Genomic DNA, 19,718 nt, shown 5'->3' with positions numbered 1-19,718 from the left:
AGCTATGGCTAACTTAAAAGAGATTAAATTAAAAATTAACAGTGTTAAGAATACTCAGAAGACAACAAAAGCTATGAAGCTTGTATCTTCTGCTAAACTTACTAGAACTAGACAGTTATCTGAACAAGCTAGAAGTTATGCAAATAAGATTAATGATGTTCTTTCTGATATCGCAAATAGAGTTAGCAAAATTCATGAAGATGGTAATGTTAGTAAAGCATTTATTCCTAATGAAAACCCAAAAACAGTTGATATTGTTTTTGTTACAGCTGACAAAGGTCTTTGCGGTGGTTTTAATATGATTACAATTAAAACTGTTAATAAAATCAAAGCTCAGTATGAGGCAAAAGGTGCTAAAGTTAGATTTAGAGCAGTTGGAAGAAAAGGAATTGATTTCTTCTCTTTTCAAGGTGTTGAACTAGCACAAAAAGTTTCAGATTTATCATCTGCACCTGATTATGATAGAGCAGCAGATTTTATTAAAGAAGTTGTTGCAGATTTTAATAATGGAGTTACTGATAAAGTAGTTCTAGTATACAACGGGTTTTTAAATATGTTAACTCAAGAACTTAAAGTAAGAGACTTATTACCTATTAGTTTAAATAATGTTTCTGTTTCTGAAAATGAAAGTTCTATGTTAGAAATTGAACCTGATGATGATGAAGAAGTATTAAATGAATTAACTGCAAAATATATTGATTTTAATATGTATTATTCATTAATAGACTCTTTAGCAGCAGAACATTCTGCTAGAATGCAAGCTATGGAAGCTGCAACTAATAATGCAAAAGAGAGAGTTAATTCTTTAACAGTTGAATATAATAAAGCTAGACAAGCTGCAATTACAACAGAGCTGATAGAGATTATCAGTGGTGTTGAAGCATTAAAATAATTTTTAAAGGAGCTACCCGTATGAAAGGTAAAATTATTCAGGTAATGGGTCCTGTTGTAGACGTAGAGTTCGACGGATATTTACCAGAAATTAATGAAGCAATTGATGTTGTGTTCGCTGATGCAAATCATGATAGATTAGTACTTGAAGTTGCGGCACACATCGGTGATAGTAGAGTTAGAACTATTGCTATGGATATGACTGAAGGTTTAATTAGAGGTCAAGAGTGTAATGCTACTGGTGGACCAATCCAAGTTCCAGTAGGAGAAAACGTTTTAGGAAGAATTTTCAACGTAATTGGTGAGCCTGTAGATGAAGGTGAAGCAATTCCTGCTGATACTCCAAAATGGTCAATTCATAGAGCAGCTCCAACTTTCGAAGAGCAATCAACAAAAACAGAAATGTTTGAAACAGGTATCAAAGTAGTTGACCTTTTAGCTCCTTATTCAAAAGGTGGTAAAGTTGGACTATTCGGTGGTGCTGGAGTTGGTAAAACAGTTATTATTATGGAACTTATCCACAATGTTGCATTTAAACACTCTGGTTATTCAGTATTTGCAGGTGTTGGAGAAAGAACAAGAGAAGGGAATGACCTATATCACGAAATGAAAGATTCGAATGTTCTTGACAAAGTTGCCTTATGCTATGGTCAAATGAATGAGCCTCCAGGTGCAAGAAACAGAATTGCTTTAACTGGTCTTACAATGGCTGAATACTTTAGAGATGAAAAAGGTCTTGACGTATTAATGTTCGTTGATAATATCTTTAGATTTGCTCAAGCTGGTTCTGAGATGTCAGCGTTATTAGGAAGAATTCCTTCAGCGGTTGGATACCAACCAACATTAGCAAGAGAGATGGGTGCTTTACAAGAGAGAATTACTTCTACTTCTAAAGGTTCTATTACTTCTGTACAAGCAGTATATGTTCCTGCAGATGACTTAACTGACCCAGCTCCTGCATCAGTTTTCGCACACTTAGATGCAACAACAGTACTTAACAGAAAAATTGCTGAAAAAGGTATTTACCCAGCAGTTGATCCACTAGATTCAACTTCAAGAATCTTAAGTGTTGATGTATTAGGTGAAGATCACTATAACGTAGCTAGAGGTGTTCAATCTCTATTACAAAAATATAAAGATTTACAAGATATTATTGCTATTCTTGGTATGGATGAATTATCAGAATCAGATAAACTTGTAGTTGATAGAGCAAGAAAAATTGAAAAATTCTTATCTCAACCATTCTTCGTTGCTGAAGTATTTACAGGAAGCCCAGGTAAATATGTTGAATTAAAAGATACTATCGCTGGATTCAAAGGAATCTTAGATGGTAAATATGACAACATTCCTGAAATGGCATTCTATATGGTTGGTGGAATTGATGAAGCTTTAGCAAAAGCTGAGGAAATGAAATCAAAATAAGGTTAGCCTATGGATACAATTAGATTATCAATAGTTACACCAAACGGAGAAATCTTTAATGATGACGTTAAAACTGTAACTCTTCCTGGAAAAGAGGGAGAGTTCGGTGTTCTTCCAGGACACTCATCACTAGTTTCTTCTTTAACAGTTGGTGTAATTGTTATTGAAAAAGCAAATTCTACTGAGGCTGTTGCTATTAACTGGGGACATGTTAAAGTAAATGAAAGTTCTGTTGATGTACTAGTTGATGGTGCTATTGCATTAACTCAAGGTGAAGATTCTAATACTGCTAAAAATATTGAAGCAGCAAAAGAATTAGTTAATTCTGTAAAAGATTCTAACGTTTCACTTGCTTCTGTTGAAGCGAAAATTAACTCATTCGCGTAAGCTTATGATTGATACGATATTAAATTATCTAGGTAATAGTAGTGCTATCACAATTTTTGTGTTAGTGCTGCTATCTGCTTACTTAGTTGCAGTTTTTTGGATTTTTATATATAGATTAATCTCAATAAATGCACTTTTAACTAATGAAAAAAAATCTTTAGAATCTTTAACTTCAAGAAATACAGCAGTAAACCCATTGTCATCTTTATATAAATGTTCAAATGGAAGTAGTTCAAAGCATATTTTACATGCTTGCGAAATTTCTATAATTAAAGATGCGAGTGTTGGAATCTCTTCTTTATCTATTATTTCTTCAACTTCACCATTTGTTGGTTTATTTGGTACAGTTGTTGGTATTTTGGAATCATTTGCAAAATTCTCATCTCATTCTAAAGTTGGATTTTCAGTTATTGCACCAGCAATAAGTGAAGCTTTAGTTGCAACAGCTGCAGGAATTTTTGTAGCAATTTTTGCATATACTTTTCATCAAATATTAGTTAGAAAAGTTTATGAGTTAAATACTTATATAAAGGCACAAGCTGAAATTTTAGTTGCTAAAGGTTAATACTAATGTATGATTTTAACCAAAAACCTGATTTAAATATTACACCTTTAGTAGATATTATGCTTGTACTTCTTGCAATTTTAATGGTTACTGCACCAGTTTTGGAGTTTGAAGAACCTATTAACCTACCATCAGGAAGCAAAACACAACAAGTTAAAAATATAAAAAAAGTTACTATATTTATAAATAAAAATAGAGTTATTAAAATTGATAAAAACAGTTATGAAATGAATAATTTCCCTGATAGCTTTATTTTATATGCAAAATCTAAAAATAGAGAGACTCCTATACATATAAGAGCTGATAAAAGTTTATTATATGATGATATTATATATGTTTTAAAAACAGTAAAAGAAGCAGGTTTTTATAAAGTTTCTCTTATTACGGATGGTTGATTTTTATGTTAAATTTTTCATCTTCAGATAAGAGTAACTTTTATTTATCTGGTCTTTTATCTTTATTTATTTATATTTTTGTTTTTGTACTTTTTATTTTGTATATTGATAGTTCAAATGCTAAAATTTATGACTCATCTAAAAAAGTCACTGTTTTAGAATTAGATATTGTTTTAAGTGATATTCAAAATAAAGAGTTAAGTTCAAAATCTGCAAAACCTCAAGAGGAAAAAGTTGTAGAAAAATCAGCTTCAAAAAGTGCTGAACAAAAAGCAAATTTAAAATCATTATTTGCAAATGTGGATACAAAAGCTATTGAAACAGTAAAACAAGAAGTCAATAATGTTCAATCTTCTTCAACTTCAAGTAGATTTAAATCAAAATTTGAAAGAGAGTCTAAAAATTCAAAAGAAGTTGATGTTTCTAAAATCTTAGAGGATGTAGAAGCAAAACAAAGAAAGTTGTCAATTTCCACTTCTTCAAAATATGAAAATGATCCATATTATTCAAAGATACATGAAATATTAGCTCAAAGATGGAATCCCATTTTAATTGAAGATGGATTAGAAGCTAAGATTTTAGTTATTATTTATAGTGATGGAGAGTTTGATTATAGAGTTTTAAAATATTCGACTAATGAAAAATTTGATACTCTTCTAAAAGAGTTTTTAGAAGAACAAAAAACTCTTTCTTACCCTCCTCACAATAAAGGTAGTAAAACTAATATTGAGGTAACATTTAAATCTAAAGGATAAATATGAAAAAATTTATAGTATTAATTTTATGTTTTTTTAACTTCTTATTTGCAGTTGATGCAAGATTAGAAATAGTAAAAGAAGCAAATAGCTTACCTAAAATTGCAGTTTCAATTGCTTCAAATAACAAAGATTTAAATTTTGTATCAAAAGTTAAAAGTGTTATAGAAAATGATTTAAAAGTAAGTGGACATTTTGAAGTTATTTCAACAAATGTATTAACTTCTTTTAACGATAGACCAAACCTTGTAACTTTAAAAAATCAAGGAATTGATTTATACTTAAATGTTGATTCACAAATAAGTGGTTTTGGTGGATTTATTTTAAATACAAAATTATATGATGTAAATAGTAAAAATTTAGTTTTAGATAAAACTTTCTCAACTAAATATGAAAATAGGTATCCTTTCTTGGCACATAGAATTGCAATTTCAGTTAATGATTACTTAAAAGCTCCTTCTATTTCTTGGATGGATAAGTTTGTAATTTTTTCAGTTTATAAAGATTCTAAAAAAGCTGATATAATAATTGGTGATTATACTTTAACTTACCAACAAAAAATAGTAAGTGGTGGTTTAAATATTTTCCCAAAATGGGCAAATAAAAAGCAAGATAGTTTTTACTATACAACTTATAACAATAATATTCCAACTTTAATTAAAACAAATATCTATACAGGTAAAAAAGAAATTTTAATGAAAAGTGAAGGTATGTTAGTAGCTTCTGATGTAAGTGCTGATGAATCAAAACTTTTAATTACTGCTTCTCCAAATGGTCATGCTGATATTTATTTATTTGATTTAAGAACAAAAACAAAACAAAGATTAACTACATACAAAGGAATTGATGTTGGTGGGCATTTTGTTGAAAATGATAAAAAAGTTGTTTTTGTTTCAGATAGATTGGGATACCCAAATATTTTTGCTAAAACAATAGGAAATAGGGGAGTTCAAAGATTAGTATATCATGGTAAAAACAACTCATCTGCAACTACATATAAAAATTATGTTGTATATTCAAGTAGAGATGCTATAAATGAATTTGGTGAAAGAACTTTTAATTTATACTTAATTTCAACAAAAAGTGATTATCTAAGAAGATTAACTACAGCAGGATTAAATCAGTTTCCTAAGTTCTCTTCAGATGGTGAATCAATACTTCATTTAAAAACTTTTAAAAATAAAAGTTATATTGGGGTTATTAGATTAAATTACAATAAATCATTTACTTTCCCTTTAAAAAATGGGAAAATACAGTCAATTGATTGGTAAAAATGAACTAAAAAATATCTATTTTAGGGATTTTTTGATAGAAAAATTGTAATTTATAATTAAGTTTTATTTTTGTACAATGAATTAAATTTTAAATAAGGGAAATGTTATGAAAAAGATTGGTATTTACTCTTTTTTAGTTGCGGCTGTGTTATTTACTGGTTGTAGTCAAAAAAATGTTGAGATGGATGGAAGCTCTGTTGGACAAGGAAGTCAAACTAGTAATTCTGAATCAACATTAGATAATATTAATAATGGTAATATCCAAGAAGATGTAGCTAATGACTCTTTAGCTCAAAAAGCTGAAAATGGATATTATTATATGATAAATGGTGAAAAAGTATTTATTGAAAATATCTATTTTGGATTTGATAAATATACTTTAAATACTGAAATGATAGAAAAAACAAAATCAAATGCTCAAAAATTAGCAGGAATTAAAGCAACAACAAAAGTTAAAATTGAAGGTAACTGCGATGAGTGGGGAACTGATGAATATAACTATGCTTTAGGTTTAAAAAGAGCAAAAGCTACAAAAGATGCTTTAGTAGCTGAAGGTTTAAATGCTGATGCAATTTCTTTAGTAAGTTTTGGAGAAAGTAATCCTGTTTGTACAGATAAAAACTCTAATTGTTGGCAAAAAAACAGAAGAGCTGAACATAAGCTTTTACCATAATTAAGTTCTAAATATTTAAATGAATAAAATTTTAACTTTTTTTATTTTTACAACTTCATTAGCTTTTGCTAATGAAGTATCTGTATTTGGTGCAGGAAACTTAGACTCAACACAGCCTTATGGCTTGAATTCTACTGAAAAATATATACTAAAGAATAAACAAGAATTAGGAAAAATTGATACTAAATTTAAAGGTGTAAAAACTACACTTGAATCTTTAAGTGAAAGATTAGATGGATTTGAATCTATTTATGAAGGTGATTCTCAAAAATTAAATTCTACTGTTTTACAAGTTAATGAATTAGTTAAAAAATTTGAAGCAAGTGAAAATATTGATAAACAACACTCAACAGATATAGAAAATCTTAAAAATGTAACAAATCAATTATTAACTATGCAAGAGGAAATCTCTGCTGAAAATAGAAAAAATTTAGATGCTTTAAAAAAGGCTATTGATAAATTAGCAACACAATTAAATGATATTAGTAGTAATTATGTTTCTGTTAATGAAATGAAAAAAAACATGAAACAATTTGTTACTCTTGAAGAGTTTGAAGCTTTTAAAAAAAGTTTAGGACAAAAAACTAATACTAAAACAAAAAGTGAAGTTAAATCAAATAAGCTATCATCCGCAGACAAAAAAAATATGTTAGATGAAGCTAAGAGATTATTTAAAAAAGATTACTTTACAAAAGCTATTCCAATGTTTGAAACTTTAGTTGAACAGAAGTATAAACCTGCGGAAAGTAATTTTTATTTAGGTGAAATTTGGTATTATAGGAAGCAATATGAAAAAGCTATAGCATATTTTAAAAAATCAGCTGTTTTATATGATAAGGCTTCTTGGATGCCAAAATTATTATTACATAGTGCTATCTCATTTGAAATGACAAAAGATTATACAAATGCGAAGACTTTTTATGGTACTTTGATAGATGTTTATCCAAACTCTGAAGAAGCGAAGATAGCAACTAAAAATATTTTAAAATTATAAATTAATAGGAGATTATTAAATGTCAAAAGTAATAGGAATTGAATATTCATTAAAAGATGCTAACACAGGTGAGCATTTAGATAGTAATGTTGGAGCTGCTCCATTAGAGTTTATTTCAGGAAAAGGTCAAATCATTCCTGGATTAGAAGATAAATTAGTTAATATGGCTTTAAATGAAGAAGCAGATGTACTTGTAGAAGCAAAAGATGCTTATGGTGAGTATAATGAAGAAGCTATGCAAACTTTACCAAAAGAGCAATTTGCTGGTATTGAATTACAAGAAGGTATGACTTTATATGGTACAGGTGAGCATGGTGAAACTGTACAAGTTACTGTAAAATCTTTTGATGATAATGAAGTAACTATTGATTATAATCACCCAATGGCTGGAAGAACTTTAATGTTTTCAGTTGCAATTTTATCTTTAAGAGATGCTACTGAAGAAGAGATTCAAACTGGTGTTGTTGGTGGAATGGCTGCTATGGGTGGTGGTTGTTGCGGTGGAGGTGGTCATGGCCACTCTCATGGTGGAGGAGGTTGTTGTTCAACTGAATCTGACGAACATTCACATGGTGGACATGGTCACGGTGGTTGTGGTTGTAGCCACTAATTTTACTTATAAAAAAATAAGAAATTTTGCCCAGAAGTCTATACTTTTGGGCAAAACTATTTTTTAGAAGTATTAAATACTTTTAAAAAATAGTTTTAACTAAATTAAAACTACAATTTTATAATAAGGTAAATGGATGAAAAAAATTGCTTTTATTTTTCCAGGACAAGGAAGTCAAACAATTGGAATGGGAAAAGATTTTTTTGAAAATAGTAAAATAGCAAAAGAGATGATTTCAAAAGCAACTCAAAGATTAGGAATTGATTTTGAAGAACTTCTATTTGAAGAGAATGATAATTTAGGAAAAACTGAATTTACTCAACCGGCTATTTTATTAGTTTCATCAATAGCTAATGCAATCTTTAAAGATAAATATAAAATAAAACCACAATTTGTTTTAGGACATTCTTTAGGAGAATTCTCAGCATTAGTTAGTGCAGGCGCAATTGATTATTTAGATGCTTTAGAGTTGGTTCACAAAAGAGGATTATTTATGACTGAAGCTTGTGCAGGTGCAGGTGCTGGTATGATGGCATTAGTTGGACTTGAAGATTCAATTGTAGAAAAAATTTGTGAAGAACAAAGAAAAAGTGGTAAAAAAGTTTGGGCAGCAAACTATAATATGGATGGACAATTAGTATTAGCTGGATTAAAAGCTGATTTAGAAAGTTTAGTTGATACTTTTAAAGAAGCTGGTGCAAAAAGAGCAATAGTTCTTGATATGTCAGTTGCAAGTCACTGTGAGCTTTTAAGAAGTGCAGTAGAAAATTTAAAACCATATTTAGAAGAATATTTAAAAGAAGAGTTTGTAATAGATGTTATTTCAAATGTTACTGCAAAACCATATAATACAAAAGAAGAAGCTATTGAGTTATTATCTGAGCAACTTGTAAATCCTGTAAAATATAAACATTCAATTTCTGCTTTTGAAGATAAAGTTGATGTTTTTATTGAATTTGGAAATGGTATAGTATTAAAAGGTTTAAATAGAAAAATTACTAAAGTTCCAACACTAAATGTTAGTGATATGGACAGTTTAGCAAAAACAATAGAGGCTTTAAATGAATAAATTAGCAATTATGGGAGCTATGCAAGAGGAAATTGAACCTCTATTAGAAAACTTTGAAAATGTTAAAGTTACTGAGTATGCAAAAAATAAATATTATGAAGTTTCATTAGATGGTTTAGATATTGTAATAGCCCATTCAAAAATTGGAAAAGTTTTTGCAAGTTTAACTGCAACAACAATGATTGAAAAATTTGGATGTGATACACTTCTTTTTTCTGGTGTTGCAGGTGCAGTTAATAGTGAATTAAAAATTGGTGATTTAATTATTGCTGATAAATTATGTCAGCATGATTTAGATATTACTGCTTTTGGACATCCTCATGGATATGTACCAGGTGGAGATGTATTTGTAGAAACTTCAAAAGAGTTAAGAGAAGTTGCAAAAGAAGTAGCTTCAGAAAATGGTTTAAAAGTAATTGAAGGTACAATTGCTACTGGAGATCAATTTGTTCACTCAACACAAAGAAAAGATTTTATTTTAAATACTTTTAAAGCTGATGCACTTGAAATGGAAGGTGCTAGTGTTGCAGTTGTATGTGATTCTTTAAATATTCCATTTTTTATCTTAAGAGCAATTTCTGATAGTGCTGATATGGAAGCAAATTTTGATTTTGATGAGTTTTTAAAATCAAGTGCGAAAATTTCAGCTGATTACTTAATCCAAATAGTAAAAAAATTAAATAAATAAAGAGAATCCCTCTTTATTTATTTTCAACCTCAAAAATACTCAAATATATATAACCTATAAAAACCCTTATCTTAACTTATATACTATATATAAAAAATATATAAATATAAATATAAAAAAAGTTATTTATTTTTATTTTATCTATTAAATATATATAAGCTATAGATTAAAAGTAAAAAAAGAAGAAGATAAAAAAGTTATTTAAAAATAAAGAAGAGACCAAAGTGTCTATAAAATATAGAGAAATAGGATAATAAGAAGAAAGCAAAGAGAAAAAAGAGTAAAGAATTTAAAAATTTAAGTTAGAATTTAGGAAAAACCCTTGACAAGGGGTAAAAAATCTATTATAATTCCCGTCCAAATTCGCTGGAACGCTTAAGAAGCGGGAGAGATAGAAATTGAGTTCTTTAAAAACAAAAAGTTTATAAGGAAAGTAATCTTTATAAACTGAATATATATGACAATGAAAAACAAGAAGAATAGAAAATTCTTCGTCTATAACAAAAATTTAATTAATTAATTTTAATTAAAAAACAATGAGTGATAATTTTGTAACAAATAGAGTTACATAATTAGTCAGTTTCAAACACTTTTTGGAGAGTTTGATCCTGGCTCAGAGTGAACGCTGGCGGCGTGCTTAACACATGCAAGTCGAACGAGAACGGGATATAGCTTGCTATATTTGTCAGCTAAGTGGCGCACGGGTGAGTAATGTATAGGTAACATGCCCTTTACAAGGAAATAACAGTTGGAAACGACTGCTAATGTCCTATATGCCTTTAATACTAAAGTATGCAAGGGAAAGATTTATCGGTAAAGGATTGGCCTGTATTGTATCAGTTAGTTGGTGGGGTAATGGCCTACCAAGACAATGACGCATAACTGGTTTGAGAGGATGATCAGTCACACTGGAACTGAGACACGGTCCAGACTCCTACGGGAGGCAGCAGTGGGGAATATTGCACAATGGGGGGAACCCTGATGCAGCAACGCCGCGTGGAGGATGACACATTTCGGTGCGTAAACTCCTTTTATATAGGAAGATAATGACGGTACTATATGAATAAGCGCCGGCTAACTCCGTGCCAGCAGCCGCGGTAATACGGAGGGCGCAAGCGTTACTCGGAATCACTGGGCGTAAAGAGCGTGTAGGCGGATCGATAAGTCAGGAGTGAAATCCTATGGCTCAACCATAGAACTGCTCTTGAAACTGTCAATCTAGAGTATGGGAGAGGTAGATGGAATTTCTGGTGTAGGGGTAAAATCCGTAGAGATCAGAAGGAATACCGATTGCGAAGGCGATCTACTGGAACATAACTGACGCTGAGACGCGAAAGCGTGGGGAGCAAACAGGATTAGATACCCTGGTAGTCCACGCCCTAAACGATGTACACTAGTTGTTGCCATACTAGATATGGCAGTAATGCAGTTAACACATTAAGTGTACCGCCTGGGGAGTACGGTCGCAAGATTAAAACTCAAAGGAATAGACGGGGACCCGCACAAGCGGTGGAGCATGTGGTTTAATTCGACGATACGCGAAGAACCTTACCTGGTCTTGACATAGTAAGAATATTTTAGAGATAGAATAGTGCTAGCTTGCTAGAACTTACATACAGGTGCTGCACGGCTGTCGTCAGCTCGTGTCGTGAGATGTTGGGTTAAGTCCCGCAACGAGCGCAACCCTCGTCGTTAGTTGCTAACAGTTCGGCTGAGAACTCTAACGAGACTGCCTACGCAAGTAGGAGGAAGGTGAGGACGACGTCAAGTCATCATGGCCCTTACGACCAGGGCTACACACGTGCTACAATGGGGTATACAAAGAGCAGCAATACGGTGACGTGGAGCAAATCTCAAAAATACCTCCCAGTTCGGATTGTAGTCTGCAACTCGACTACATGAAGTTGGAATCGCTAGTAATCGTAGATCAGCTACGCTACGGTGAATACGTTCCCGGGTCTTGTACTCACCGCCCGTCACACCATGGGAGTTGATTTCACTCGAAGCAGGGATGCTAAGATAGCTACCTTCCACAGTGGAATCAGCGACTGGGGTGAAGTCGTAACAAGGTAACCGTAGGAGAACCTGCGGTTGGATCACCTCCTTTCAGAGAAAAAACAGATTAAGATTCAATTCTTAATCTGAAAGTCAATATATTCAGTTTATAAAGATTATTTAAAGATAGGTGAAAGGGGCCTATAGCTCAGCTGGCTAGAGCGCTCGACTGATAATCGTGAGGTCACAGGTTCAAGTCCTGTTAGGCCCACCATAAGAAAGATAATCTTTATGGGGAATTAGCTCAGCTGGGAGAGCGCCTGCCTTGCACGCAGGAGGTCAGCGGTTCGATCCCGCTATTCTCCACCAACTTATAAATAAAAAAGAAGAAAATAAGGTGAGAAAAGAAACTTAATATAAGAACTAAAAGAGATTAGTTTTTATATTAGGTTTAAAAAACCTAAAAGTTATTTAAAAACACAATGTTAAAGTCTTTAAATTTTTCGAAAGAGTTTTATTGAAACGAAAGTTTTAATAAAAAATAAAATTTCAAAAAAGAAAACACAACTATCTTATGTTTAATAAGATAGTAGCCAAGGAATAATTATCAAAGGTAGATTAAATAGGAATATTTAATTTATACAAAGAAAGCTATTAAGGGCTAATGGTGGATGCCTAGACTGTAAGAGGCGATGAAGGACGTACTAGACTGCGATAAGCTTCGGGGAGCCGTCAAGAGGCATTGATCCGAAGATTTCCGAATGGGACAACCCAGCATAATGAAGATTATGTTACCCTACGGGGGGCTAACCTGGTGAAGTGAAACATCTCAGTAGCCAGAGGAAGAGAAATCAAACGAGATTCCGTAAGTAGCGGCGAGCGAACGCGGAAGAGGGCAAACCCTATGCTTGCATAGGGGGTTGAAGGACCATAATAAGAGACTAAAGATGATAGTAGAAATAGTTGGAAAGCTATAGCATAGAAGGTGATACTCCTGTATACGAAATTATCAATAGCTCAAATGGTATCCTGAGTAGGTCGGAACACGTGGTATTTTGACTGAAGCCGGGGGGACCACCCTCCAACCCTAAATACTACTTACAGATCGATAGTGAACAAGTACCGTGAGGGAAAGGTGAAAAGTACTCCAGCGAGGAGAGTGAAATAGAACCTGAAACCATTAGCTTACAATCATTCGGAGCCCTATGTTTTAACAGGGTGACGGACTGCCTTTTGCATAATGAGCCTGCGAGTTGTGGTATCTGGCAAGGTTAAGTCAAGTACGAAGCCGTAGCGAAAGCGAGTCTTAATAGGGCGACTAAGTCAGATGCTGCAGACCCGAAACGAAGTGATCTATCCATGGGCAGGTTGAAGCTGGTGTAAGAGCCAGTGGAGGACCGAACCGATAGGCGTTGAAAAGCCTCCGGATGACCTGTGGATAGGGGTGAAAGGCCAATCAAACTTCGTGATAGCTGGTTCTCTCCGAAATATATTTAGGTATAGCCTCTAGAAGTAGCATGTAGGGGTAGAGCACTGAATGGGCTAGGGCTGCTCACCGCGGTACCAAACCCTATCAAACTTCGAATACTACATGTGGAATCTAGGGAGTCAGGCGTAGGGTGATAAAATCATATGTCGAGAGGGGAACAACCCAGACTAACAGCTAAGGTCCCAAAGTTACATCTAAGTGGAAAACGATGTGGAGTTACTGTGACAACCAGGAGGTTGGCTTAGAAGCAGCCATCCTTTAAAGAAAGCGTAACAGCTCACTGGTCTAGTGATTCTGCGCGGAAAATATAACGGGGCTAAGATGTACACCGAAGCTTTAGATTCATATTATATATGAGTGGTAGGAGAGCGTTCTATTCAGCGTAGAAGATGTACCGGTAAGGAGCGTTGGAGCGGATAGAAGTGAGCATGCAGGCATGAGTAGCGATAATTGAGGTGAGAATCCTCAACGCCGAAAACCCAAGGTTTCCTACGCGATGCTCGTCATCGTAGGGTTAGTCGGGACCTAAGTCGAGTCCGAAAGGGGTAGACGATGGTAAATTGGTTAATATTCCAATACCAGCATATAAGCGCGATGTGGGGACGCATAGAGTTAATCGAGGTCACTGATGGAAGTGTGGCTCGAAGGAAGTAGGTTGATACTTAGGCAAATCCGGGTATCACGAGACCGAGATCTTACAGGCCGAACAATCTTTTAGGAGAGCGTTTGGAATCGATGATACTGTCGTGCCAAGAAAAGCCACTAAGTATATTATATGTTGCCCGTACCGTAAACCGACACAGGTGGGTGGGATGAGTATTCTAAGGCGCGTGGAAGAACCCTGGTTAAGGAACTCTGCAAACTAGCACCGTATCTTCGGTATAAGGTGTGCCTCCTCTGGTATATGAACTTGCTTCAAAAAGCTAGAAAGGTTGCAACAAAGAGTCCCTCCCGACTGTTTACCAAAAACACAGCACTTTGCTAACACGTAAGTGGATGTATAAGGTGTGACGCCTGCCCGGTGCTCGAAGGTTAACTGATGATGTTAGAGCAATCGAAGCATTTGATTGAAGCCCGAGTAAACGGCGGCCGTAACTATAACGGTCCTAAGGTAGCGAAATTCCTTGTCGGTTAAATACCGACCTGCATGAATGGCGTAACGAGATGGGAGCTGTCTCAACCAGGGATCCAGTGAAATTGTAGTGGAGGTGAAAATTCCTCCTACCCGCGGAAAGACGGAAAGACCCCGTGCACCTTTACTACAGCTTGACACTGTAGCTTGGATATTCATGTGCAGGATAGGTGGGAGGCTAAGATGACTAGACGCCAGTAGAGTCGGAGCCACCCTTGAGATACCACCCTTGAATATTTGAGTTACTAACTAGGTAGAGTAAACCTCTACTAGGACAATGTCTGGTGGGTAGTTTGACTGGGGCGGTCGCCTCCTAAAAAGTAACGGAGGCTTACAAAGGTTAGTTCATGGCGGATGGAAATCGCCAGCTGAGTATAATGGCATAAACTAGCCTGACTGTGAGACGTACATGTCGAGCAGAGACGAAAGTCGGTCATAGTGATCCGGTGGTTCTGAGTGGAAGGGCCATCGCTCAAAGGATAAAAGGTACGCCGGGGATAACAGGCTGATCTCCCCCAAGAGCTCACATCGACGGGGAGGTTTGGCACCTCGATGTCGGCTCATCGCATCCTGGGGCTGGAGCAGGTCCCAAGGGTATGGCTGTTCGCCATTTAAAGCGGTACGCGAGCTGGGTTCAGAACGTCGTGAGACAGTTCGGTCCCTATCTTCCGTGGGCGTAGGAAAGTTGAGGAGATTTGTCCCTAGTACGAGAGGACCGGGATGAACGTACCACTGGTGTACCAATTGTTCTGCCAAGAGCATCGTTGGGTAGCTACGTACGGATGAGATAAGAGCTGAAAGCATCTAAGCTCGAAGCCAACTCCAAGATGAACTTTCCCTGAAGATCCCTCTAAGACTAAGAGGTTGATAGGCTAGATGTGTAATCAATGAAAGTTGTTTAGCTGACTAGTACTAATAGATCGTTTGGCTTTTTTTTTACAATTCTTTGGTTTACTATCTTATTAAATATAAAAGTTGTGTAAAAGACTTTAACAAAAAACTCACAAAGTTGAGTGTTAAGAATAGAAGAACTATTTTTATCACTCAACTTGCTGGTGGATATAGCGAAGTGGAAATACCCAGACCCATACCGAACCTGGAAGTCAAGCACTTCAGCGCTGATAATACTGCAGCTTTCAGTTGTGGAAACGTAGGTCTCTGCCAGCTCTTGAGTTTTTTATATAACAATTTAGCCTTTATCTAAGTCAATATTTACTGTTGATTTCGATAGAGGCTTTTTTTTTACCTTGTTTTTTTATATATATTTTACTTTTATCTTTTATTACTAGAAAAAGAGCCAGACTTTATTGAAGCCAAAAATAGGAAGATAATTTTCGAGAAAGCCTGAGGATTGTTTGAAATAAAAAGAGTGATAAATTCACTTTTTTTATAAGTTCCGCAAGGTAGAAAATTAGAATAATATTTTTGGGAAGCATTTATGCCTTCAATAACTTGTCTGGGAGTTTCTTTGTACCTTTCTTTACGGTTAAAGAAAGGTAATTAAAAAAAGAAATATAAAAAGTTTTATTCTCTTATTGTATTTTCTACTTATAAATATATATTTCTATAATTAATATTTAGACTGAAATACTTTTTTTTTATAAAAAAAGTAAACAAAAAAAATCGTTCGCTAGATGAAAAATTACGCTAAATCTTTTTTAAAATCCTAAAATTGTAAGACTCGGCAAATTCTTGCCTCAAACAAGTTACAATTTCTTTACGAATTTTAAAAAATATTCTTTACGCTATTTTTCAAATGCTCACCCTTTTATCTAGTAATTTAACTTTAATGAACTAAAAAGTATAAGCTATAACTTATAAAAATCACTCTTTTTATTTTAGACAGTCCTCAGGCTTTCTCGAAAATTATCTTCCTATTTTTGGCTTCAATAAAGTCTGGCTTTTTCCCTTAATAAATTGAATACTAGATAAAAGTGTGAATATTTTCAATAAAAATAAATAGCAAGTAAAATTCTAAAATAGTTATTTATTTAAAAACTTTCTTTTTTTTAATTGTTCTTGAATATTTAGTCTATGACACATTTTTATTCCATATAGATAGATTATCCAAGAAATATAAATCCAAAAAAATGAAAAAAGCAAAGTAGCAAGTGAGCCATAAATAGTAGAATAGGTTTTATTATAAACTACATAATAGACAAATAGATTTTTTGTAATTGATAAGATAATTAAAGTAAAAAAAGAAGAAATAAGTGCTGCTTTTGTATATACAAACTTATTTACACTTAGTTTAAAAAGAATAAAAAAGATAAACCAAGCAATAATAAAAGTTGTAAGAGAGTTTAAAAAAGAGCTTTTATTTAAAGATAATAAAATATCAGAAATTGTAAATAAAAAAGGTAAAGCAATTAAAAATATCAAATAAAATAAAAATGATTTATAAATAGGTCTTCTTTTTGTTTTATGAAGTTTATTTACAATATATTCATAATCTTTAAAAAACATTACAAATACAAAAATCATATAAATTAATCCAATATATCCCAATTGATTAGAATTTGAAATAAAATTTTTAAAAGAGTTAATAAAATCTTTTGAGTGAGTAGGGTTTAATATATCAAAAACATATGAAATAAAAATATCTAAATATCCTTGAAAAATCTCCATAGAAGAGATAATTGCAATTAAAAGGGCAATTATTGGTAATATAGAAAAAATTGTAAAGAAGCTAAGACTTGCAGCATAATAAGTAGTATCATCATTAAAAAAAGAATCTACTAAATCAATAAAACTTTTTATATATTGTGCTACAAGACTTTGCTTATTCATACTTTAAAGACCCATTTTAAAGGGATTTAAAATATTATTAGGATCAAAAGCTTTTTTAATATTTCTAAATAGCTCTATTTCAGCATTTGTAAATGCGATATTCATAAAAGGAGCTTTTGATAGACCTATTCCATGTTCACCACTTAATGTTCCACCTAAATCAACAACAAATTGGAAAATTTCTTCAATTGCTTTATGTCCATCTTCCATCTCTTTTTCATTTGTTTTGTCTTTTACCATTACATTAACATGGATATTTCCATCTCCTGCATGACCAAAGCAAGGTACATTAAATCCATATTTTTCACCAATTTTATAAATTCCATCTAAAGCTACTGGAAGTTTACTTCTTGGAACAGAAATATCTTCATTTAATTTTTTAGTTCCATAAATCATTGTAGCAGGACTTGCATTTCTTCTAGCAAACCAAAGTGAATTTGCATGAGCGTCATCTTTTGCAATAATAAAATCAATTGAACCATATTGTGCAAAGGCATTTTTTAAAGTTTCAAGTTGTGAATCTATTTCTGCTTGAGAAGAACCATCCACATCTCCAACTAAAATTCCTCCTGCATTATCAGGTAGTTCAACTTGTGGGAATTTTTGTTTTAAAGCTTTAATAACAAGTGCATCTAAAAACTCCATAGCAACTGGGTTTGCTCCACTTGCTAGAGATTTAAATACTGCATTCATAGCTTTATTTACATCAGGGAAAACACCCATATATGTTTGTTTAAATTTTGGTTTAGGAATAAGTTTTAAAGTAATTTCAGTAATAACAGCCAAAGTTCCTTCACTTGCAATTAAAATACCAGCTGTATTGTATCCAGCAACATCTTTAATTGTTTTTTTACCTGCAACAATAATATCTCCATTTGGTAATACAGCTCTTAGTGCAACTACATAATCTTTTGTAATACCATATTTTGCTGCTCTCATTCCCCCTGCATTTTCACTTACATTTCCACCTAAAGTAGAGTATTGTTCACTTGCTGGATCTGGTGGATAAAATAGACCTACTGCTTCAACAGCTTTTTGAAAATCCATATTAATTAAACCTGGTTGAACTACTCCCACCATATTTTCCATATCAATTTCAAGAAGTTTATTCATATGTCTTTCTAAAGATAAAATAATACCTCCATTTGCTGGAAGAGCTCCTCCTGTAAAACCAGAACCAGCTCCCCTTGGAACAATAATTATTTTATGTTCATTACAATATTTTAAAACTTTTGATACATCTTGTTCATCTTTTGGAAATACAACTGCATCAGGTTCAAATCTCTCTTTTGTTGCATCATAACAATATGCAATTAAATGTGCCTTATCAGCTTTAACATTTTCTTGCCCAACAATATTTTTTAATGCTTCTAAATGTTTTGCATCAATCATTAATTTAATCCTAATATAGATTTATAATATTCATTATAAATATTGTTTTTTGTAACAATATCATCTTGTTTCATTTCACCTTCTAAAAGAATTTCTTCTTCACTTCTTTCATCATCACCAAATAAATCTTTTAAGAATGATAACTCTTTAACACTTTTCCAAATTAAATCAAATGGGGCTTTTTCAATATCTTCAACTCTTGTATAAAATGGCATCTTTTCTGTATCTAAATAGTTATAAGCTAATGTATAAGTATCTAATATAGCAAAAGTTTTAGCATCAACTACATAAGCTTTATTTTCAATAATAAAGAAAATTGTTCCTAAATTTTGATCAATTGCAAATTGTTGAATTGTTCCTTTTGATGGAAGAGGTTCTCTAATTGTTTTTAATTTTGCAGCAAAAATATCAGAATGTAAAAAAGTATTTTTTCCAAATTTAGCTCTTGCTACTTGGAAAGCATCTTGTGATGGTGTAATTAATAATGATTTATTATACATATAGTTTAAAATAAGAATATCACCATCTTTTGCAACTGCATTTGAAGTTGGAATTGCTTCTTGTTTTAAGTCAGTAAATGGGATTAGTTTAACTTTTGAGTAAGTACCATTTGAGCTTGTAACATAGGCATTTGATACAATAATTTTTTTCCCATTTTCATATCTTTGTACAACAATACCACTTTGACCAATTCTTAAATTAGGTTTGTTAATAATTGCTTCATTTTTTTGAACATTTTCTAATTTTGCATAAATCTCTTCAAAAGAAAAAGCAGTTTGTACATATGGAGTTTCAATATATTTTTTTACAATTTTAGTATTTTCAACTTTTTTTGTATCTTTAGTATTTTGAAGATTTTGTGCAACAGTAGTAGTTGCAGCTGTTTTTGTATTTTCAATATCTTTAACAATTTTTTTATTATCAATTTTAATAATTTCATCTGTTGTTAAAACATACTGATAATTTAGTCCTTTTTCTCCACTTGTAATTTTAATATCTTTTAAATTCCAACCTTTTTCTTTCATCTCTTGAATAGAAAATTCTGAATTACACTCTCCACCCTCAAGTTTCATCTTTCCAATTGTTGATGGTTTTGTCCATTCATTTTTATAACAAATTGTAGTTTTTGCACTTAAATTTGCTGATAAAAAAATAGTTGTAGTTGCTAATAATATTTTAGTAGAAACCCTTTTCATT

Annotated in this window: 15 protein-coding genes, 2 tRNA genes and 3 rRNA genes; 17 read left to right on the top strand and 3 right to left on the bottom strand. The window is 32.5% G+C overall.

Annotated elements, in window-relative coordinates; translation table 11 throughout:
* Positions 1 to 4 precede the first annotated feature (4 nt).
* The 17 genes from atpG to rrf all read left to right on the top strand — a co-directional run bounded on the left by atpG (position 5) and on the right by rrf (position 15,506).
* Positions 5 to 892, top strand: coding sequence for an ATP synthase F1 subunit gamma (gene atpG, locus AMYT_RS10245; protein ID WP_114842434.1), 888 nt, complete (start codon positions 5 to 7; stop codon positions 890 to 892).
* Positions 893 to 912: 20 nt separating this feature from the next.
* On the top strand, positions 913 to 2,313 hold the full coding sequence (atpD, locus tag AMYT_RS10240; protein ID WP_114842433.1) for a F0F1 ATP synthase subunit beta: 1,401 nt from the start codon (positions 913 to 915) through the stop codon (positions 2,311 to 2,313).
* Between the two features lie 9 nt (positions 2,314 to 2,322).
* Positions 2,323 to 2,700, top strand: a complete 378-nt coding sequence (atpC, locus tag AMYT_RS10235; protein ID WP_114842432.1) for an ATP synthase F1 subunit epsilon — start codon at positions 2,323 to 2,325, stop codon at positions 2,698 to 2,700.
* 4 nt (positions 2,701 to 2,704) lie between these two features.
* Entirely contained in the window at positions 2,705 to 3,265 is a 561-nt protein-coding gene (locus AMYT_RS10230; protein ID WP_114842431.1) for a MotA/TolQ/ExbB proton channel family protein, read from the top strand.
* Positions 3,266 to 3,270: 5 nt separating this feature from the next.
* Positions 3,271 to 3,660 carry a biopolymer transporter ExbD gene (locus tag AMYT_RS10225; protein WP_114842430.1) on the top strand — a complete coding sequence of 130 codons (390 nt, stop codon included), beginning with the start codon at positions 3,271 to 3,273 and terminating at the stop codon, positions 3,658 to 3,660.
* 5 nt (positions 3,661 to 3,665) lie between these two features.
* A complete protein-coding gene (locus AMYT_RS10220) occupies positions 3,666 to 4,415 on the top strand; it encodes an energy transducer TonB (protein WP_114842429.1) in 750 nt (249 codons plus the stop codon).
* A gap of 2 nt (positions 4,416 to 4,417) precedes the next feature.
* Positions 4,418 to 5,686, top strand: coding sequence for a Tol-Pal system protein TolB (gene tolB, locus AMYT_RS10215; protein WP_114842428.1), 1,269 nt, complete (start codon positions 4,418 to 4,420; stop codon positions 5,684 to 5,686).
* A gap of 109 nt (positions 5,687 to 5,795) precedes the next feature.
* On the top strand, positions 5,796 to 6,362 hold the full coding sequence (locus AMYT_RS10210) for an OmpA family protein (protein ID WP_114842427.1): 567 nt from the start codon (positions 5,796 to 5,798) through the stop codon (positions 6,360 to 6,362).
* Between the two features lie 19 nt (positions 6,363 to 6,381).
* Entirely contained in the window at positions 6,382 to 7,356 is a 975-nt protein-coding gene (locus AMYT_RS10205) for a tetratricopeptide repeat protein (RefSeq protein ID WP_114842426.1), read from the top strand.
* Positions 7,357 to 7,375: 19 nt separating this feature from the next.
* Positions 7,376 to 7,966, top strand: a complete 591-nt coding sequence (locus AMYT_RS10200; RefSeq protein WP_114842425.1) for an FKBP-type peptidyl-prolyl cis-trans isomerase — start codon at positions 7,376 to 7,378, stop codon at positions 7,964 to 7,966.
* Positions 7,967 to 8,102: 136 nt separating this feature from the next.
* Entirely contained in the window at positions 8,103 to 9,035 is a 933-nt protein-coding gene (gene fabD, locus AMYT_RS10195; RefSeq protein WP_114842424.1) for an ACP S-malonyltransferase, read from the top strand.
* On the top strand, positions 9,028 to 9,723 hold the full coding sequence (locus AMYT_RS10190; RefSeq protein WP_114842423.1) for a 5'-methylthioadenosine/adenosylhomocysteine nucleosidase: 696 nt from the start codon (positions 9,028 to 9,030) through the stop codon (positions 9,721 to 9,723). The genes fabD and AMYT_RS10190 overlap by 8 nt, the downstream gene beginning before the upstream one ends.
* Positions 9,724 to 10,313: 590 nt before the next feature.
* A 16S ribosomal RNA gene (locus AMYT_RS10185) occupies positions 10,314 to 11,830 on the top strand.
* An 85-nt stretch (positions 11,831 to 11,915) separates the two neighbouring features.
* A tRNA-Ile gene (locus AMYT_RS10180) sits at positions 11,916 to 11,992 on the top strand.
* Between the two features lie 19 nt (positions 11,993 to 12,011).
* Positions 12,012 to 12,087, top strand: a tRNA-Ala gene (locus AMYT_RS10175).
* 275 nt (positions 12,088 to 12,362) lie between these two features.
* Positions 12,363 to 15,276, top strand: a 23S ribosomal RNA gene (locus AMYT_RS10170).
* Positions 15,277 to 15,390: 114 nt separating this feature from the next.
* Positions 15,391 to 15,506 (top strand): 5S ribosomal RNA (rrf, locus tag AMYT_RS10165).
* Together the 16S, 23S and 5S rRNA genes with 2 tRNA genes alongside form the textbook arrangement of a ribosomal RNA operon.
* 816 nt (positions 15,507 to 16,322) lie before the next feature.
* Here rrf and AMYT_RS10160 read toward each other — a convergent pair.
* Genes AMYT_RS10160 through AMYT_RS10150 form a run of 3 tightly spaced genes read right to left on the bottom strand, consistent with a single transcriptional unit; the run spans position 16,323 to position 19,717 of the window.
* Complete coding sequence (locus tag AMYT_RS10160; protein ID WP_114842422.1) at positions 16,323 to 17,129, bottom strand: YihY/virulence factor BrkB family protein; 807 nt, start codon at positions 17,127 to 17,129, stop codon at positions 16,323 to 16,325.
* Positions 17,130 to 17,132: 3 nt separating this feature from the next.
* A complete protein-coding gene (locus AMYT_RS10155; protein ID WP_114842421.1) occupies positions 17,133 to 18,521 on the bottom strand; it encodes an FAD-binding oxidoreductase in 1,389 nt (462 codons plus the stop codon).
* Positions 18,521 to 19,717, bottom strand: coding sequence for a plasminogen-binding N-terminal domain-containing protein (locus AMYT_RS10150; protein WP_114842420.1), 1,197 nt, complete (start codon positions 19,715 to 19,717; stop codon positions 18,521 to 18,523). Before AMYT_RS10150 ends, AMYT_RS10155 begins: the two co-directional genes overlap by 1 nt.
* Position 19,718: the final 1 nt, after the last annotated feature.

Source organism: Malaciobacter mytili LMG 24559 (assembly GCF_003346775.1).
Classification (GTDB): domain Bacteria; phylum Campylobacterota; class Campylobacteria; order Campylobacterales; family Arcobacteraceae; genus Malaciobacter; species Malaciobacter mytili.
The sequence above is the reverse complement of the archived record's forward strand: the minus strand, read 5'-3'. Positions and strand labels throughout refer to the sequence as shown.